This is a genomic window from Pseudomonas brassicacearum (genome assembly GCF_918698105.1).
In the GTDB taxonomy this organism is placed as follows: Bacteria; Pseudomonadota; Gammaproteobacteria; order Pseudomonadales; family Pseudomonadaceae; genus Aquipseudomonas; species Aquipseudomonas brassicacearum_F.
The window spans coordinates 1-18500 of sequence record NZ_CAKKMI010000107.1; the positions used below are offsets into that span (position 1 = coordinate 1).

The following is an 18500-nucleotide window of genomic DNA, read 5'->3' on the forward strand; positions in this document are numbered from 1 at the left end:
CCGCTGGAGTGCGCAGCGCTCCCAAAATCCGGGGCCGCTGCGCAGCCCAGCGGGAGCAAGCTCCCTCGCCACAAAAGCACTCACCAGCAAGCCACTCAGTACAAAACCCTCAGCGTCCGACCACCGATAAAAGAGGTTTGGTGGTAAGCTCGCGCACCATGAATATCTACAGCTCTCGCCCCGTTGTCCTCTGTCTCTCCGGCCACGACCCCAGTGGTGGCGCCGGTTTGCAGGCAGATATCGAAGCCCTGCTTGCCCAGGGTTGTCATGCCGCCCCCGCTGTTACCGCATTGACCGTGCAAGACACCGTCAACGTCAGCGATTTCCGAGTGCTCGACCGAGCGTGGGTGCTGGCACAAGCCAATGCCGTGCTCAACGATGCCCAGGTGGCAGCGGTCAAGCTGGGGATGCTTGGCTCACTGGAAATGGTCGACACGGTGGTCGAACTGCTCCAGGCGCACCCGCACCTGCCCATGGTCTGCGACCCGGTGCTGCGCGCCGGCGGTGGCGGGCGCCTGGGCAAGGATGAGGTCGGCTACGCCATGCGCGAACGCCTGCTGCCCCTGGCAATCATCGCCACCCCCAACCTGCCTGAAGCACGTATTCTCGCCGAACTGCCCGAGGGCAGCGCCGACGAGTGCGCGGAAAAACTGCTGCCCTTCGTCAAACACCTGTTGATCACCGGTGGTCACGGCGACGAACATGAAGTCCATAATCGCCTGTACAGCCGCGATGGCCGGCGCGAAACCTTTACCTGCCAGCGCCTGCCCGGCAGTTACCACGGTTCCGGCTGCACCCTGGCCAGCGCCCTGGCCGGTCGACTGGCCCAGGGCGAACAGCTCGCCAGCGCCGTCAAGACGGCGCTGGATTACACCTGGCGCACCTTGCGCGATGCCGAACAACTGGGCAAAGGCCAGTTCGTACCGCGTCGCCTGCCGCTGGATTTCTGCTCGTAGCACCGGAGGCCTGTGGAATGAAATTACGTGGCCTGTACGCCATCACCGATAGCCAATTGCTGGCCGGCAAATTCCTCGCTTATGTGGAAGCGGCGCTGGAAGGTGGCGTCACCCTGCTGCAATACCGCGACAAAAGCAGCGACGAGGCCCGCCGCCTGCGCGAAGCCGAAGCCCTGCGCAACCTGTGCGAACGCTACAAGACCCAGTTGATCATCAACGACGACGCCGAGCTGGCCGCACGCCTGGGCGTCGGTGTGCACCTGGGTCAGACCGATGGCCCGTTGGCGCCAGTGCGCGCACTGCTCGGGCACAAGGCGATCGTCGGCGCGACCTGCCACGCCAGCCTGGCACTGGCCGAACAGGCCGCCAGCGAAGGCGCCAGTTATGTCGCGTTCGGGCGTTTCTTCAATTCCAACACCAAGCCCGGCGCCCCCAGCGCAAACCTTGAACTGCTCGAACAGGCGCACCTCAAACTGCATATTCCGGTGTGCGCCATTGGCGGCATCACCCTGGACAACGCCGCCCCGCTGGTGGCCCACGGGGTCGACCTGCTGGCGGTGGTCCACGGCCTGTTCGGCGCCGACAGCACCACTGAAGTGACGCGCCGCGCCCGCGCCTTCAACGAGCTGCTGCAGATCAAATAGTCCATTTTCCGTTTTCGAGAGCCCAACCATGTCCCGTTCCGAAACCCTGTTTGCCAATGCCCAGAAACACATCCCCGGCGGCGTGAACTCGCCCGTTCGTGCGTTCAAGAGCGTCGGCGGCACCCCACTGTTCTTCAAGCACGCCGAAGGCGCGTACGTCACCGACGAAGACGACAAGCGTTATGTGGACTATGTCGGCTCCTGGGGCCCGATGATCCTCGGCCACAGCCATCCGGACGTGCTGGATGCGGTGCGCAAGCAATTGGTCCACGGCCTGTCCTACGGCGCCCCGACCGCGATGGAAACCGAGATGGCCGACCTGGTCTGCTCGATCGTGCCGTCGATGGAAATGGTGCGCATGGTCAGCTCCGGCACCGAAGCGACCATGAGCGCGATCCGCCTGGCGCGGGGTTTTACCGGTCGCGACAGCATCATCAAGTTCGAAGGCTGCTACCACGGCCACTCCGACAGCCTGCTGGTCAAGGCCGGCTCCGGCGCACTGACCCAGGGCGTGCCGAGCTCGGCCGGGGTACCGGCAGCATTCGCCAAGCACACCCTGACCCTGCCGTTCAACGACCTTGAAGAAGTCGAGAAGATGCTCGGCGAAGTCGGCCAGGAAGTGGCGTGCATCATCGTCGAGCCAGTGGCCGGCAACATGAACTGCGTGCCGCCGGCACCGGGCTTCCTCGAAGGCCTGCGCAGCCTGTGCGACCAGCATGGCGTGGTGTTGATTTTCGATGAAGTGATGACCGGTTTCCGCGTGGCCCTCGGCGGCGCCCAGGCCCATTACGGCGTCACGCCGGACCTGAGCACCTTCGGCAAGATCATCGGCGGCGGCATGCCGGTGGGCTGCTTCGGCGGCAAGCGCAAGATCATGGAATGCATCGCGCCGCTGGGCCCGGTCTACCAGGCCGGTACCTTGTCGGGCAACCCATTGGCCATGGCCGCCGGCCTGACCACGCTGCGCCTGATCAGCCGCCCGGGTTTCCACGCCGAACTGACCGACTACACCACCCGCCTGCTCGACGGCCTGCAAATTCGCGCTGACGCGGCAGGCATTCCGTTCGTGACCACCCAGGCCGGCGGCATGTTCGGCCTGTACTTCAGTGGCGCCGATGACATCGTCACCTTCGAAGACGTGATGGCCAGCGACGCCGACCGGTTCAAGCGCTTCTTCCACCTGATGCTCGACGGCGGCGTGTACCTGGCCCCGAGCGCCTTCGAAGCCGGCTTCACCTCCATCGCCCATGGCGAGACCGAGCTGAAGATCACCCTCGATGCGGCCGAGCGGGCCTTTGCTGCGTTGAAATAAGCCTGTGGATAACTGACGTCGGCTGAAGCTGGCGTCAGTGATTGCCGACAACTTTCCGCCCTTTTCCTACGTATTTATGCCCGAAGCAGCTATTAGCATTCCCTCGTAGCAGAAAAACGAGTAAAGACTTTGTAAGGATGGCCCTGCTTATTTCATAATGCGCGCTTATTGGATCCCCCGGAGGGTCCGCGCGCCCCTCAGAGGTAAGTCGATTCCCATGAACCGCACCGGCCGCACCCTTGCCTTGGGCTGCCTGTTGCTCCTTCAGCCCCTGCTGGCGAATGCACAGGCAGGCGGCAACTCGTTGTTGATCCCGGCGCTGGGCCGCTGCACGCTCAATACCCAGCCACAAGATCTCGCACCGGCACTCGACGCCTGTCAAAAAGCGGCGGACGCAGGTGATGCACAAGCGCAATACGAGTTGGGCGAGTTCTACTACGAAGGCAAGGCTGCGCCACGCGACCTCAAAAAAGCCCTCGACTACTTCGAAAAAGCCTCGCTGCAAGGCCATGCCCAGGCGCAATTCAAGCTCGGTGGTATGTTCTTCCATGGCGAAGGCGTGCCGGCCAACAACGTCCAGGCCTACATCGTCCTGAAGATGGCCGCGGTCAACGGCGCCGAAGAAGCCCTGGACACCGCCGACGAAGTCGCCGAGCAAATGCCCCGTGACGAGCTGGAAGTGGCGACCCAGGTGCTGGGGCAGATCTTTCGCAAATACCTGATGGAATTGCAGAACGCCGATGGGCGTACGCCTTTCTCACCGCTGCCCTGAATCCACCACGGCCCCCTGTGGCGAGGGAGCTTGCTCCCGCTGGAGTGCGAAGCGCTCCCAGAAATCTTCGGGCCGCTGCGCAGCCCAGCGGGAGCAAGCTCCCTCGCCACAAAGGACTGCGCTCAACCTATCGACAGGTTTATTTCTCAGGCATCGGCATCGGAAACGGCATCACATTGCCGACCGCGCCGCGGGCTTCGCTGATTTTCGGGGTGCCCAGGCGTTCGACTTCGTCGATGCGCACGATCGAATGCATCGGCACGAAGCTGCGCACCACGCCTTCGAACTGCGCCTTGAGCTTTTCCTCGCTCGGATCGACGACCACTTGCGTGCGCTCGCCAAAGACGAACTCTTCCACTTCCAGGAAACCCCACAGATCACTTTGATAGATCTGCTTGGCGTACATTTCGAACACCTGGCCCTGGTTGAGGAAAATCACCTTGTAGATTGGAGCTTCACGTTTGGTCATGGCTGGCGAAACACATCGGCGGGGAAAAATGAGGGCGCGAACTATAGCATAGCCACTGCTCGCACAGCGGTGGGAACCCAGGGACTTGTTCTCTATAATGCGCGGTTCTTTGAATCACGTGATGATCCCGTCCATGGCCAAGAAGCTTTACATTGAAACCCACGGTTGCCAGATGAACGAGTACGACAGCTCGCGCATGGTCGATCTGCTGGGCGAACACCAGGCCCTGGAAGTCACCGCCCGCGCGGAAGACGCGGACGTGATCCTGCTCAACACCTGCTCGATCCGCGAACGCGCCCAGGACCGGGTGTACTCCCAGCTCGGCCGCTGGCGCGAACTGAAGTTGGCCAACCCGGAGATGGTCATCGCCGTGGGCGGTTGCGTGGCCAGCCAGGAAGGCGCGGCCATTCGGGATCGCGCACCCTACGTGGACGTGGTCTTTGGCCCGCAGACCTTGCACCGCCTGCCGGAGATGATCGACGCCGCGCGCGCGACCAAATTGCCGCAAGTGGATGTCTCGTTCCCGGAAATCGAAAAATTCGACCACCTGCCCGAACCGCGCATCGATGGCCCAAGTGCCTACGTGTCGGTAATGGAAGGGTGCAGCAAGTACTGCACGTTCTGCGTGGTGCCCTACACCCGTGGCGAAGAGGTCAGTCGGCCGTTCGACGACGTGATCGCCGAGATCATCCACCTGGCGGAACACGGCGTGCGCGAAGTGACCCTGCTGGGGCAGAACGTCAACGGCTATCGCGGCCTGACCCATGACGGGCGCCTGGCGGACCTCGCCGAGCTGATCCGCGTCGTCGCGGCAGTGGATGGCATCGACCGCATCCGCTACACCACGTCTCATCCGCTGGAGTTCTCCGACAGTCTGATCCAGGCCCACGCCGAAGTCCCCGAACTGGTCAAGCACCTGCACCTGCCGGTGCAATCGGGCTCCGACCGGATCCTGGCGGCCATGAAACGCAACCACACGGCGCTGGAGTACAAATCCAAGCTGCGCAAGTTGCGCGCGGCAGTGCCGGGGATCTGCATCAGCTCGGACTTTATCGTCGGCTTCCCTGGCGAAACCGAGAAAGACTTCCAGCAGACCATGAAGCTGATCGAAGACGTGGGCTTCGACTTCTCCTATTCCTTCGTCTACAGCCAGCGCCCCGGCACTCCGGCGGCCGACCTGGCGGACGACACGCCCGAAGAACTGAAAAAGGAACGGCTCAACGCCTTGCAACATCGCCTCAACCAACAAGGTTTCGAGATCAGCCGACAAATGGTCGGCTCCGTCCAGCGGATTCTGGTGACCGATTACTCGAAAAAGGACCCGGGCGAATTGCAAGGGCGGACCGAAAACAACCGCATCGTCAACTTCCGCTGCGACACCCCGGCCCTGATCGGCCAGTTCGCCGACGTGCACATCGACGCCGCGCAACCGCACTCCCTGCGCGGTTCGCTGGTCCAGTAACCGCGATTACCTGTGGGAGCGAGCTTGCTCGCGATAGCGGCATGACAGTCAATACTTATGTTGAATGTGAGGCCCCCATCGCGAGCAAGCTCGCTCCCACAATGGGTTGTGCCAACCCTGTGATCGGATTCGCCTGTTTAAGAGCTTTCGCACCCAGCCTACTGGCGTTATCCTTGATTTCACCTTAATTGCCCCTGGGCGGCTAAAAACGACCTTGAACGCACCCATCGAACCACATCGCTTTATTCTCGAGCCCTTTGAGGCTCGCCGCTTCGCCAATCTGTGCGGGCAATTCGACGAGCACCTGCGCTTGATCGAACAGCGCCTGGCCATCGAGATCCGCAACCGCGGAAACCAGTTCGAACTGATCGGCGAACCCAAGCACACCACCTCCGCGGAAAACCTGCTGCGCCGTCTCTACCGGGAAACCAAGGGGAGCGAGCTGTCGCCGGATACGGTCCACCTGTTCCTGCAGGAGTCGGCTGTCGAAGAACTCGACAACCACGCCCCGTCGGAACCTGCCGTGGCCCTGCGCACGAAAAAAGGCATGATTCGCCCTCGCGGCTTGAATCAGCAGCGCTACGTGAAGGAAATCCTGGGCAACGACATCAACTTCGGCATCGGCCCGGCCGGTACCGGCAAGACCTACCTGGCCGTGGCCTGCGCCGTCGATGCGCTGGAACGTGAACAGGTGCGGCGCATCCTGCTGGTGCGACCGGCGGTCGAAGCGGGTGAAAAGCTCGGCTTCCTGCCCGGCGACCTGGCCCAGAAGATCGACCCGTACCTGCGCCCGCTCTATGACGCGCTGTATGAAATGCTCGGCTTCGAATACGTCGCCAAGCTGATCGAGCGCCAGGTCATCGAGGTCGCGCCGCTGGCCTACATGCGCGGTCGGACCCTGAACAACAGCTTCATCATCCTCGACGAAAGCCAGAACACCACGGTCGAGCAGATGAAAATGTTCCTGACCCGCATCGGCTTCGGCTCCACCGCCGTCATCACCGGGGACATCACCCAGGTCGACCTGCCCCGCGGCACCAAGTCCGGGCTGAACCATGTGATCCAGGTCCTCAAGGACGTGCCGGGCATCAGCTTCACGCACTTCATGCCCAAGGACGTCGTGCGCCATCCATTGGTGCAACGCATTGTCGAAGCCTACGAGCGTTTCGAGCATCGCGCCGAGGAAGAGTTGGACAGCAAAGGCCATGGCCGCAATGCTTGAACTCGACCTGCAAGTGGCCTGCGAACACGCCGCCCCCAGCGAAGCCCAGTTCCGCCAATGGTGCGAACTGGCCCTGCGCCAACGCAGCGCCGACTCGGAGCTGACAATCCGCCTGGTGGACGAACCCGAAGGCCGAGAACTGAACCACACCTGGCGGCAGAAAGACTACGCCACCAACGTGCTGTCGTTCCCCGCCGACGTGCCCGACGAACTGCTCGACATCCCGCTGCTGGGCGACCTGGTGATCTGTGTCCCGGTGGTGGAGCGTGAAGCGGCGGAACAAGACAAGACCCCTGAGGCCCACTGGGCTCATCTGGTGATTCACGGCTGCTTGCATCTGCTGGGTTACGACCATATAGAAGATGACGAAGCCGAAGAAATGGAAGCACTGGAACGAACGTTGCTTGCAGAGCTGGGTCATCCCGACCCCTACGCCGGCGACGAACACTGATACATCAACCTGTAACGACAAAGGATTCAGAGTAATCGCTATGAGCGAAGATCGATCGAGCAACGGGCAGAAGTCATGGCTGGGCAAGCTCACCCAGGCTTTTGCCCATGAGCCGAAAAACCGCCAGGAGCTGCTGGAGCTGCTGCGCGATGCACACCAGAACAAACTGCTGGACAGCGAAGCGCTGGCCATCGTCGAAGGCGCCATCCAGGTCGCTGACCTGCAAGTGCGCGACATCATGGTCCCGCGCTCGCAGATGGTCAGCATCAAGGCGACCCAGACCCCTCGCGAATTTTTGCCCGCCGTGGTCGACTCCGCTCACTCGCGCTACCCGGTCGTCGGCGAGAGCCATGACGACGTGATGGGCGTGCTGCTGGCCAAGGACCTGCTGCCGCTGATCCTTCAGGAGAACGGCGACAGCTTCAACATCAAGGACCTGTTGCGCCCGGCCACCTTCGTGCCCGAGTCCAAGCGCCTGAACGTGCTGCTGCGTGAATTCCGCGCCAACCACAACCACATGGCCATCGTCATCGACGAATACGGCGGCGTGGCCGGCCTGGTCACCATCGAAGACGTGCTCGAGCAGATCGTCGGCGACATCGAGGATGAGCACGACGTCGAGGAAGACAGCTACATCAAGCCCCTGCCCAGCGGCGACTTCCTGATCAAGGCCCTGACGCCGATCGAGAACTTCAACGAATTCTTCGACAGCCAATTCTCCGACGATGAGTTCGACACCGTCGGCGGCCTGGTAATGAGTGCTTTCGGGCACCTGCCCAAGCGCAACGAAACCACGGAAATCGGCTCCTGGCGCTTCCGCATCCTGAATGCCGACAGCCGTCGGATTCATTTGCTGCGCCTGTCGCCCATTGGCCGATAACCCCCGCGAGACCCGCTAAGGACAAAAATGCGCTGGATAACCCGCCCCGGCTGGCCCGGTAACCTGCTGGCCATGGCGGCCGGTGCGATCACCACCCTGGCCCTGGCGCCGTTCGACCTCTGGCCGCTGGCATTGCTGGCGGTCGGTTTGTTCTACGCCGGGCTGCGCGAACTCTCGCCACGCCAGGCCCTGGGCCGAGGCTGGTGTTTCGGTTTTGGCCTGTTTGGTGCCGGCACCAGTTGGATCTACGTCAGCATCCATAACTTCGGCGGCGCCTCAGTGCTGCTCGCCGGGTTGTTGATGCTGCTGTTCATCGCCGCCATCGCCTGGTTCTTTGCCCTGCCCGCCTGGCTGTGGGCGCGCTGGCTGCGGCGCAACGAGGCGCCGTTGGCCGATGCCCTGGCGTTCGCTGCGCTGTGGTTGGGCCAGGAAGCGTTTCGCGGCTGGTTCCTCACCGGCTTCCCCTGGCTGTATTCCGGTTACAGCCAGCTCAACGGTCCGCTGGCCGGCCTCGCCCCGCTGGGCGGAATGTGGCTGATCTCCTTCAGCCTGGCCTTGACCGCCGCGCTGCTGTACAACGCGCCCCGGTTGATCCGCACCGGGCGCAAGGGCTTTATCGCCGCGGGCGTGCTGTTGTTGATCGGCCCATGGGTGGCCGGCCTGGCCCTCAAGGGCCACGCCTGGACCAGCCCTTCGGGCGACCCGCTGAGCGTCGCGGCGATCCAGGGCAACATCGAACAAAGCATGAAGTGGGACCCCGAGCAGCTCAATGCGCAGCTGGCGCTGTACCGCGACATGAGCTTTGCGTCCAAGCGCGTCGACCTGTTGGTCTGGCCGGAAACCGCCGTACCGGTGCTCAAGGAGTCCGCCCAGGGCTACCTGGACATGATGGGCAGCTTCGCCGCCGAGCGGCATTCGGCGTTGATTACCGGTGTGCCCATTCGCCAATTGGTACACCACGAGAAGCGCTACTTCAACGGCATCACCGTGACCGGCGAAGGTGACGGCACTTACTTGAAGCAAAAACTCGTGCCCTTTGGCGAATACGTGCCGCTGCAGGACATCCTGCGCGGCCTGATCGCCTTCTTCGACCTGCCCATGTCGGACTTCGCCCGGGGCCCGGCCGACCAGCCGCTGCTGCAAGCCAAGGGTTACCAGATTGCGCCGTTCATCTGCTATGAGGTGGTCTACCCGGAATTTGCCGCCAGCCTGTCAGCGCGCAGCGACCTGCTGCTGACCATCAGCAACGACACCTGGTTCGGCACCTCGATCGGCCCGCTGCAACACCTGCAAATGGCCCAGATGCGCGCCCTGGAAGCCGGCCGCTGGATGATCCGCGCCACCAACAACGGCGTGACCGGCCTGATCAACCCCTTCGGCCAGATCACCGCACAGATCCCGCAATTCGAGCGCGGCATCCTGTACGGCGAAGTGGTGCCGATGCACGGCCTGACGCCTTACCTGCAATGGCGCTCGTGGCCGCTGATCATCTTGTGCGTGTTGCTGCTGGGCTGGGCGTTGATGGCGGGACGGATGGCCAAGACCGTCTGATCCCGCTGTGGGCAAACCTCTTGAGGTCAACGAGTTTCCTGTGGGAGCAAGGCTTGCCCGCGATGCAGGCGCCCTGGCTCCCAAGGCAGACCGCGTCGATGTCATCGCGGGCAAGCCTTGCTCCCACAGATGTCCTACACCCAAAATACTCAGCGGTAGAACAACCGATACCCCACCAGCCCCGCTGCCTCATTCATCAACTGCCCGGATTGCCAGATCGACTTGAACTCCGGCATCCAGCCGCCCAATGGTCGGGCATTGTCCTGCCCCAGGAAGCCCACCGGCGCCGGTACCACCTCAAACCCCGCGCGTTCGAAACTCCAGACCGACCGCGGCATGTGCCAGGCCTGGGTGACCACCACGACTCGCTTGATGCCTTCGGGCAACAGGATCTCGGCGCTCATCTGGGCGTTTTCCCAGGTGGTGCGGCTACGTCCTTCCTGCCAGCGCACGTTGACGCCGAAATCCTCCAGCATCGAGTCGGCCATCAACTTGGCCTCGCTGGGTGGGGTGCCGTAGTGCAAGCCGCCGGTGGTCAGCACGGGCAAGCCCGACGCCTTGGCCAGCCGCGCCGCATAACGCTGGCGCTCCAGGCCGACACCAGTGGGCTGGTCGGCGCCCCAGGCCAGGTCACCGCGCTCGCGACCGGAACCCAGCACCACGATGGCGTCGGCGCGCTGGGCCAGGGTCGCCCATTCGCTACGCAGTAGCGGCGGCTCTCGCTCCAAGGCCTTGGCGCTCCACTGCACCACCACCGGCAGGCTCATCAGCCAGAAGCCGCCCAGGCCCACGGCGAAACACAGACGAGCCAGGCGCGGCCGTGAATGGCGCCACCACCAGGCAAGCGCCAACAACAGCAAAAGAATGCCGGGCGGCAATAAAAGTTGTTTGATGAAATAGCGAAACGGCATCGGGCATCTCCATAGATGCCCGAAGCCTAAGTGGGTTGACGCAAAGCGACAACAGATTCGAAAAAGCCTTGAACCAAAAAAAGCGACACGCGTGAATCCGGCTTTACTTGAACTGCAACGACCGGACCTTTACAGCATCCTTGTCAGGCGTCCGGTCCTTGAGCCACACAACCTTGGCCGAACGGGGCGCATCGAGACGCTTGAGTACCTGGGCCCCACTGGTGGGGGCTTGATGCCCGACCTGTTCGAGGTAAGCCTTGACCAGTTCGAACTCCGCGGGGCTCAAGCCTCGCAGTTCCAGCTCTGCCGGGCGTTCATCACGCAAGCGTCCGGCGGTTCTTGCAGCGTCCAGGGCCACCCCAAGACGATCGATCAGTTTTTCATACAACTCAGGTGTAGCGACTTTTCGTTGTGATTCAACCATCCCTCACCTCATTGAAGATAAGACTCACTCCCCATTGAGAAGCTTAGCTTCGCTGGGCAAACCGGCAGCGCGCCGCGACCAACGGCCCTGAATACCGGTTATCGCAGACGGTCAGCCAGGGTTTGGCAACAATCAGGGTTTCCCTCGGCAGAGCGCGGTCATGTATGCTACGGCGCTTCCTGTAACTCCACTTCCAGCTTGGCTGGGCATCGAAAACGCCGCATTCGGCGTCGTCTGCGTCCAGCATGGCCACGAAGAGGATTGGGCCACCCCATTCAGTACAAAAGTAGCCATGCACGAACACTACCAGCCCCGTGAAATCGAAGCCGCCGCCCAGTCGTTCTGGGACGAGCAAAAGTCCTTTGAAGTCAGTGAACAGCCAGGCAAGGAGACGTACTACTGCCTGTCGATGTTCCCTTACCCCAGCGGCAAGCTACACATGGGGCACGTGCGCAACTACACCATCGGCGACGTGATCTCCCGCTACCAGCGCATGCAAGGCAAGAACGTCCTGCAACCCATGGGTTGGGACGCCTTCGGCATGCCGGCGGAAAACGCCGCGATGAAGAACAACGTGGCCCCCGCCAAGTGGACCTACGAAAACATCGCCTACATGAAGACCCAGCTGCGCAGCCTGGGCCTGGCGGTGGATTGGTCCCGCGAGGTCACCACCTGCAAGCCCGACTACTACCGCTGGGAACAATGGCTGTTCACCCGCCTGTTCGAAAAAGGCGTGATCTACCGCAAGAACGGCACCGTGAACTGGGACCCGGTGGACCAGACCGTACTGGCCAACGAACAAGTGATCGATGGTCGCGGCTGGCGCTCCGGCGCGCTGATCGAAAAGCGCGAGATCCCGATGTACTACTTCAAGATCACCGCCTACGCGGATGAACTCCTGGAGAGTCTCGACGAGCTGGACGGCTGGCCCGAGCAGGTCAAGACCATGCAGCGCAACTGGATCGGCAAGTCCCGGGGCATGGAAGTGCAGTTCCCCTACGACGTCGCCTCCATTGGCGAAGCCGGTACCCTGAAAGTCTTCACCACCCGCCCGGACACCCTGATGGGCGCCACGTATGTGGCCGTGGCCGCCGAGCACCCGCTGGCCACCCTGGCGGCACAGAACAACCCTGAGCTGCAGGCCTTCATCGCCGAATGCAAGGGCGGCAGCGTCGCCGAAGCCGACGTCGCCACCCAGGAGAAGAAAGGCCTGCCGACCTCGCTGTTCGTCGAGCACCCGCTCACCGGCGAGAAACTGCCGGTGTGGGTCGCCAACTACGTGCTGATGCATTACGGCGACGGCGCGGTGATGGCAGTCCCCGCCCACGACGAGCGTGATTTCGAATTCGCCCACAAGTACAACCTGCCGGTCAAGGCGGTCGTGCGCACCAGCGCCGGCGACCAGACCCCGGCACCTTGGCAGGACGCCTATGGCGAACATGGCGAGCTGATCAACTCCGGTGAGTTCAACGGCCTGGATTTCCCTGGCGCGTTCGATGCCATCGAAGTCGCCCTGATCAAGAAAAACCTCGGTGCCTCGCGCACCCAGTTCCGCCTGCGGGACTGGGGCATCAGCCGCCAGCGCTACTGGGGCTGCCCGATCCCGATCGTGCATTGCGACACCTGCGGTGATGTACCGGTACCGGAAGATCAACTGCCCGTGGTCCTGCCCGAAGACGTCGTACCCGACGGCGCCGGTTCGCCCCTGGCGCGCATGCCCGAGTTCTATGAGTGCAGCTGCCCGAAATGCGGCGCACCGGCCAAGCGTGAAACCGACACCATGGACACCTTCGTCGAGTCGTCCTGGTACTACGCGCGCTACGCCTCGCCGCACTATCAAGGCGGCCTGGTGGAAAAATCCGCGGCTGACCACTGGTTGCCGGTGGACCAGTACATCGGTGGTATCGAACACGCCATTCTCCACCTGCTCTACGCGCGCTTCTTCCACAAGCTGATGCGTGACGAAGGCCTGGTGAGCTCCAACGAGCCGTTCAAGAACCTGCTGACCCAAGGCATGGTGATCGCCGAGACTTACTACCGTCGCGAAGCCAACGGTGCCTACACCTGGTTCAACCCGAGCGACGTCGAACTCGAACGCGACAGCAAGGCCAAGGTCATCAGCGCCAAGCTGATCGCCGACGGCCTGCCGGTGGAAATCGGCGGCACCGAGAAAATGGCCAAGTCGAAGAACAACGGCGTCGACCCACAGTCGATGATCGACCAGTTCGGCGCCGACACCTGCCGCCTGTTCATGATGTTTGCCTCGCCACCTGACATGAGCGCCGAGTGGTCCGATTCGGGCGTCGAGGGTTCGCACCGTTTCCTCAAGCGCGTCTGGCGCCTGGCGCAAGCCCACGTCACCCAGGGCCTGCCGGGCAAGCTGGACGTCGCCCGCCTGAACGATGAGCAGAAAGCCATTCGCCGCTCGATCCACCTGGCCATCAAGCAAGCCAGCCATGACGTCGGCCAGAACCACAAATTCAACACCGCCATCGCCCAGGTGATGACGCTGATGAACGTGCTGGAAAAGGCCGCGCAAGGCACCGAGCAGGATCGCGCTCTGGTTCACGAAGGCCTGGAAGCCGTGACGTTGCTGCTCGCGCCGATCACCCCACACATCAGCCACGAGCTGTGGAATCAACTGGGTCACGCCGATCCGGTGATTGACGCACGCTGGCCGCTGGTGGACGAAACCGCGCTGGTACAGGACAGCCTGACCCTGGTCATCCAGGTCAACGGCAAGCTGCGCGGCCAGATCGAAATGCCGGCCGCCGCCACTCGCGAAGAAGTCGAAGCCGCCGCGCGGGCCAATGAAAACGTGTTGCGCTTCGTCGATGGCCTGACGATTCGCAAAGTAATCGTGGTGCCCGGCAAGCTGGTCAACATCGTCGCAAGCTAATTGGATCGGGCGCGAGGCTTGAGCCTGGCGCCGAATACAACCTGCGGGGTCGCATCGTCGACCCCCATAGGGTTCAAGGGGAGCAACAAGATGATCAAACGTAATCTGCTGGTAGTGGGCCTGGCGGTCCTGTTGAGCGCCTGCGGCTTCCAACTGCGTGGCACCGGTACCACCGAGCTGGCCATCACCGAGCTGGACCTCAGCGCACGGGACGCCTATGGCGACACCGTCAAGATGCTGCGCGACACCCTGGAAAACAGCGGTGTGAAAGTCTACACCGGCGCCCCGTACAAGCTGGTACTGACCCGTGAACAGCAAAGCCAGCGCAGCCTGAGCTATGCCGGTGCCGGTCGTTCGGCCGAGTACGAACTGAACAACGTGCTGAGCTATGAGATCCGCGGCCGGAACGACCTGGTGCTGGTGGACGACAAGCTGCAGGTGCAGAAGGTCTACCTGCACGACGGCAACAACATCACCGGCTCCGACCAGGAGTCCACCGAAGTGCGTGGTGAAATGCGGCGTGACCTCGTACAGCGCATGATGCTGCGCCTGCAACAGCTGAGCCCGGCCCAACTGGAGCAGCTGCAACAGACGGCCGACGCCAAGGCCAAAGCCGAAGCCGACGCACTGGAAGCGGCACGCAAGGCTGAAGCGGAGACCCCGCAACAGTCGCCGATGCAGATCCCGGCTGAATAAGCCTTGCGGGGCGCTCCAGCGCCCCGCTCGCCCCTTCTTATGAAGCTCGCTCCCGCCCAACTCGGCAAACACCTGCAAGGTGCCCTCGCGCCGGTCTACATCATCAGCGGCGATGACCCGCTGCTGTGCCAGGAAGCCGCCGACGCCATCCGCACCGCTGCACGCCAGCAAGGCTTCGACGAACGCCAGGTCTTTGCCGCCGACGCCAGTTTTGACTGGGGCACGCTGCTGCAGGCCGGGGCGAGCATGTCGTTGTTCGCCGAAAAACGCCTGCTGGAACTGCGCTTGCCCTCCGGCAAACCCGGGGACAAGGGCGCCGCCGCGCTGATCGAATATTGCTCACGGCCCGCCGAGGACACCGTCCTGCTCATCAGCTTGCCGAAACTCGACGGCAGCGCGCAAAAGACCAAATGGGGCAAGGCCCTGGTCGAAGGCCCGCAGACCCAGTTCGTGCAGATCTGGCCGGTGGATGTCAGCCAGCTGCCCAGCTGGATCCGCCAGCGCCTGTCCCAAGCCGGCCTCTCTGCCAGCCAGGACGCCGTGGAGCTGATTGCCGCCCGGGTCGAAGGCAACCTGCTGGCCGCCGCCCAGGAAATCGAAAAGCTCAAGCTGATGGCCGAGGGCGGGCAGATCACCGTGGAAACGGTGCAGGCTGCCGTGGCCGACAGTGCGCGCTTCGATGTCTTCGGGCTGACCGATGCGATCCTCAACGGTGAGGCCGCCCATGCCCTGCGCATGCTTGAAGGCCTGCGGGGCGAAGGCGTCGAACCGCCGGTGATCCTCTGGGCCCTGGCCCGGGAATTGCGCCTGCTGGCCAACCTGTCCCTGCAATACAGCCAGGGCGTACCGCTGGACAAGGCCTTCAGCCAGGCCCGCCCACCCGTTTGGGACAAACGCAAACCGCTGATGAGCAAGGCCCTGCAACGCTATTCCGCACCGCGCTGGGCACAATTGCTGCTCGACGCCCAGCGCATCGATGCGCAGATCAAGGGCCAGGCCGCCGGCTCGCCGTGGATGAGCCTTAGTCGCTTGTCACTGTTGATGGCGGGTCAGCGGTTGACTCTGCCAGCTGAATAAGCCATTTCCTTCAGGCCAAAGCGCTTTTTGCGGCGAGGGAGCTTGCTCCCGCTGGGGCGCGTAGCGGCCCTGTTTTTTGGGGGGCTGCTGCGCAGCCCAGCGGGAGCAAGCTCCCTCGCCACAAAAGCGCTTCACCTCAGATGACATTTCCTACGCAATGCAGGGACTGGACAACCCCCCAACTCTGTCTCATGATTTGTCCCGCAAAAACCACCTCACGAGAGATCCCATCATGAGCAAAAAGCCATCCAAGCATGGCCCCAACAAGGCCAAGTCCATCATCGCCCAGCCCCTGTTCCGCAGTCGTCAGGAACGACCCGCCAAGGGCAAAGGCAGCTACCGCCGCGAAGCCTTCCAGTCTGACAACTGGGAGGCTTCTTGCTTTCTGGCCGCTTGAAACACCAGGACAAGCCCTACGCCCCTTTCGCATGTTAAGGTCAGCACCTGATTTGTATTTCTGGACCCATGCATGCCCTTCTGTCTTTCCCATCGTTGGCCACTGCGCCAAATGATTGTTGCCGCAAGCGTTGTCCTGCTTGTCGCCTGCGCCGAAAAACCTACCGCCGCCGACGCCCAACCGCTCCAGACAGCCCCCGCCGTGACCGCTCCGGCGATCGTGCCGCCCCTGGTGCCGACCGGTGAAGACCTGACCATCGCGCCCACCCAGACCTTTGCGCAATGGCAGGCCGGGTTTCGCAAGGAGGCGCTGGCCGCCGGGATCCGTGGCGACCTGTTCGACCGTGCGTTCATCGGTGTCAGCCCGGACATGAGCGTGATCAAGGCCGATCGCAGCCAGCCGGAATTCGCCCGCCCCGTGTGGGAATACCTCGATGGCGCGCTGTCGCCACTGCGGGTCAATAAAGGCAAGAGCCTGATCCAACAGAACGCCCAGATCCTGCAAAGCATCGAGCAGCGTTATGGCGTCGATCGCGAGGCACTGGTGGCGGTGTGGGGCATGGAAAGCAACTTCGGTCAGTTCCAGGGCAGCAAGTCGGTGATCAATTCCCTGGCGACCCTGGCCTATGAAGGACGGCGCCCGGGTTTTGCCCATGCGCAACTGATCGCCGCGCTGCAGATCCTGCAACAGGGCGATATCTCACCGGAAAAAATGCTCGGTTCCTGGGCCGGCGCCATGGGCCAGACCCAGTTCATTCCCACCACGTACAACACCCACGCGGTGGATTTCGACGGCGACGGTCGCCGCGACATCTGGGGCAGCTCCACCGACGCCCTGGCCTCGACCGCCCACTACCTGCAAAGCTCCGGCTGGCAACGTGGCCAGCCGTGGGGGTTCGAGGTCGATCTCCCTGAGGGCTTCGACTACACACTGGCCGATGGCACGATTCGCAAGCCCGTTGCTGAATGGGAGCGACTGGGTGTTTCAGAATATGGTGGCCTGCCAATAACCCCGGCTGACAAACAGCTCTCGGCATCCCTGCTCCTGCCGGCCGGCCATCGCGGCCCGGCGTTCCTGATCTTCGATAACTTCCGCGCCATCCTCAAGTACAACAATTCGTCGTCCTATGCCTTGGCGGTCGGGTTGTTGTCGAAGCGCTTTACCGACGGCGGGCTGGTCTACGGCCAGTGGCCCAAGGAAGACCTGCCCCTGAGCCGCAGCGAACGCATCGAGCTGCAAACCCTGCTGGGCAAGCACAACTACGACGCGGGCACCCCCGACGGCATCATCGGCGCCAACACCCGCAAGGCCATCCGCAGCGCCCAACAGTCGTTCGGCTGGCCGGCGGATGGGTATCCGACGCACCAGTTGCTGGAGGCGTTGCGTAGCCGCTGAGTCAGCCGTATGGCGGCTACCGCTATCGCGAGCAAGCTCGCTCCCACAGGTATTCCCGGTCAACCTGTGGGAGCGAGCTTGCTCGCGATGACTGATTTGCAGGCGCTACATGACTAGCGGCTGACCACCACATCCTGCTCCAGCACCAACCTCTTCTCCCCCGCATCCAACCTCACCAACGCCCCCATGGGCAAGGTCAGGTTCGGATCACAGTGCCCGCTGCGCCAGCCGGACAGCACCGGGATGCGCAACGGTGCGAAGATCTGCTTGAGCAATCGATTCAACGCCTCGACGTCGACCCCGGCCACGTCCCCCACCAACACGCCGCGTAGTTGGTGCAAAGTGCCGGCCAACCGCAGCTGAGTCAGCAGTCGGTCGATGCGGTACAGCGGTTCGTTGACGTCTTCGATGAACAGGATCACCCCTTCGGCGTCGATCTGATAAGGCGTGCCCATGGTCGCGGCAATCATCGACAGGTTGCCGCCCAGCAGACGTCCGTGGGCGATGCCCGGCTCGACGGTGGTCAATGGGTAGGCGGCGGGATGGTTCAGCGCGCTGCCGGCTTTCAATTGCCCACGCAGCAGGCTGAAAAACGAGGTGACGGTTGGGGGTTGCTTGTCGCCCAGCAGATCGGCGTTGAGCAGCGGGCCATGGAAGGTTACGAAGCCTGCGTAGCGGCTGATGGCCAGATGCAGGGCGGTGATGTCGCTGTAGCCTACGAATGGTTTGGGGTTGCGCTTTATGAGGTCGAAGTCGATGCGGTCCAGCAGGCGTGGCGTGCCGTAGCCGCCCCTTAGGCAGATGATGGTTTTGATTTCGGGGTCGGCGAAGGCGGCGTGCAGGTCGTTGAGCCTTGTCTCGTCGGTGCCGGCCAGGTAGTTGTTCTTTTCGTAGACGCCGGGGAATATCCGCAGCTCATGACCCCGGGCGCGCATCCATTGGATGGCTTTTTCCGTGTCCAGGGGGGCGGGGCCGGCGGGGG

Annotated in this window: 18 protein-coding genes; 14 read left to right on the forward strand and 4 right to left on the reverse strand. The window is 62.8% G+C overall.

The genetic code is table 11. The annotated features are described in order from the left end of the window. Positions 1–158 precede the first annotated feature (158 nt). The 4 genes from LQ215_RS27150 to LQ215_RS27165 all read left to right on the forward strand — a co-directional run bounded on the left by LQ215_RS27150 (position 159) and on the right by LQ215_RS27165 (position 3684). Entirely contained in the window at positions 159–956 is a 798-nt protein-coding gene (locus LQ215_RS27150) for a hydroxymethylpyrimidine/phosphomethylpyrimidine kinase (protein WP_058546738.1), read from the forward strand. Positions 957–973: 17 nt separating this feature from the next. Further along, positions 974–1600, forward strand: coding sequence for a thiamine phosphate synthase (gene thiE, locus LQ215_RS27155; protein ID WP_058546737.1), 627 nt, complete (start codon positions 974–976; stop codon positions 1598–1600). A 28-nt stretch (positions 1601–1628) separates the two neighbouring features. Beyond that, positions 1629–2912 (forward strand): glutamate-1-semialdehyde 2,1-aminomutase, encoded by a 1284-nt coding sequence (gene hemL, locus LQ215_RS27160; RefSeq protein ID WP_053125629.1) that lies wholly within the window; start codon positions 1629–1631, stop codon positions 2910–2912. A 217-nt stretch (positions 2913–3129) separates the two neighbouring features. After that, the gene (locus LQ215_RS27165; protein WP_003205863.1) at positions 3130–3684 is read left to right on the forward strand and encodes a tetratricopeptide repeat protein; all 555 of its coding nucleotides are present in this window, start codon (positions 3130–3132) and stop codon (positions 3682–3684) included. Between the two features lie 139 nt (positions 3685–3823). Here the strand turns inward: LQ215_RS27165 and LQ215_RS27170 are convergent, their stop codons facing one another. Further along, entirely contained in the window at positions 3824–4153 is a 330-nt protein-coding gene (locus LQ215_RS27170; protein WP_003185742.1) for a DUF1820 family protein, read from the reverse strand. A gap of 133 nt (positions 4154–4286) precedes the next feature. Between LQ215_RS27170 and miaB the strand changes: the two genes are divergently transcribed. From miaB to lnt, 5 genes are all read left to right on the forward strand, one after another. Further along, positions 4287–5615 carry a tRNA (N6-isopentenyl adenosine(37)-C2)-methylthiotransferase MiaB gene (gene miaB / locus LQ215_RS27175; RefSeq protein WP_230153376.1) on the forward strand — a complete coding sequence of 443 codons (1329 nt, stop codon included), beginning with the start codon at positions 4287–4289 and terminating at the stop codon, positions 5613–5615. Positions 5616–5829: 214 nt separating this feature from the next. Next, entirely contained in the window at positions 5830–6837 is a 1008-nt protein-coding gene (locus LQ215_RS27180; protein ID WP_230153377.1) for a PhoH family protein, read from the forward strand. Beyond that, positions 6830–7288: an rRNA maturation RNase YbeY gene (ybeY, locus tag LQ215_RS27185; protein ID WP_003205868.1), complete on the forward strand. Its 459-nt coding sequence runs from the start codon at positions 6830–6832 to the stop codon at positions 7286–7288. Before LQ215_RS27180 ends, ybeY begins: the two co-directional genes overlap by 8 nt. A gap of 40 nt (positions 7289–7328) precedes the next feature. Further along, on the forward strand, positions 7329–8168 hold the full coding sequence (locus LQ215_RS27190) for an HlyC/CorC family transporter (protein WP_003205870.1): 840 nt from the start codon (positions 7329–7331) through the stop codon (positions 8166–8168). A gap of 27 nt (positions 8169–8195) precedes the next feature. Then, positions 8196–9719: an apolipoprotein N-acyltransferase gene (lnt, locus tag LQ215_RS27195; protein WP_230153378.1), complete on the forward strand. Its 1524-nt coding sequence runs from the start codon at positions 8196–8198 to the stop codon at positions 9717–9719. A gap of 149 nt (positions 9720–9868) precedes the next feature. Here the strand turns inward: lnt and LQ215_RS27200 are convergent, their stop codons facing one another. Further along, positions 9869–10630 (reverse strand): YdcF family protein, encoded by a 762-nt coding sequence (locus LQ215_RS27200; protein WP_230153379.1) that lies wholly within the window; start codon positions 10628–10630, stop codon positions 9869–9871. 103 nt (positions 10631–10733) lie between these two features. After that, entirely contained in the window at positions 10734–11054 is a 321-nt protein-coding gene (locus LQ215_RS27205) for a hypothetical protein (protein WP_230153380.1), read from the reverse strand. A gap of 292 nt (positions 11055–11346) precedes the next feature. Between LQ215_RS27205 and leuS the strand changes: the two genes are divergently transcribed. The 5 genes from leuS to LQ215_RS27230 all read left to right on the forward strand — a co-directional run bounded on the left by leuS (position 11347) and on the right by LQ215_RS27230 (position 17518). After that, positions 11347–13953 (forward strand): leucine--tRNA ligase, encoded by a 2607-nt coding sequence (leuS, locus tag LQ215_RS27210; protein ID WP_230153381.1) that lies wholly within the window; start codon positions 11347–11349, stop codon positions 13951–13953. A gap of 90 nt (positions 13954–14043) precedes the next feature. Continuing rightward, positions 14044–14649, forward strand: coding sequence for an LPS assembly lipoprotein LptE (gene lptE / locus LQ215_RS27215; RefSeq protein ID WP_230153382.1), 606 nt, complete (start codon positions 14044–14046; stop codon positions 14647–14649). Between the two features lie 39 nt (positions 14650–14688). Then, positions 14689–15726: a DNA polymerase III subunit delta gene (gene holA / locus LQ215_RS27220; protein WP_230153383.1), complete on the forward strand. Its 1038-nt coding sequence runs from the start codon at positions 14689–14691 to the stop codon at positions 15724–15726. A 232-nt stretch (positions 15727–15958) separates the two neighbouring features. Then, positions 15959–16123, forward strand: coding sequence for an alternative ribosome rescue factor ArfA (gene arfA / locus LQ215_RS27225; RefSeq protein ID WP_047702691.1), 165 nt, complete (start codon positions 15959–15961; stop codon positions 16121–16123). 72 nt (positions 16124–16195) lie between these two features. Continuing rightward, entirely contained in the window at positions 16196–17518 is a 1323-nt protein-coding gene (locus tag LQ215_RS27230; protein ID WP_230153384.1) for a lytic murein transglycosylase, read from the forward strand. Positions 17519–17631: 113 nt separating this feature from the next. Here the strand turns inward: LQ215_RS27230 and LQ215_RS27235 are convergent. Further along, on the reverse strand, positions 17632–18500 hold an 869-nt coding region (locus LQ215_RS27235), incomplete at its 5' end, for a S66 peptidase family protein (RefSeq protein WP_230153385.1).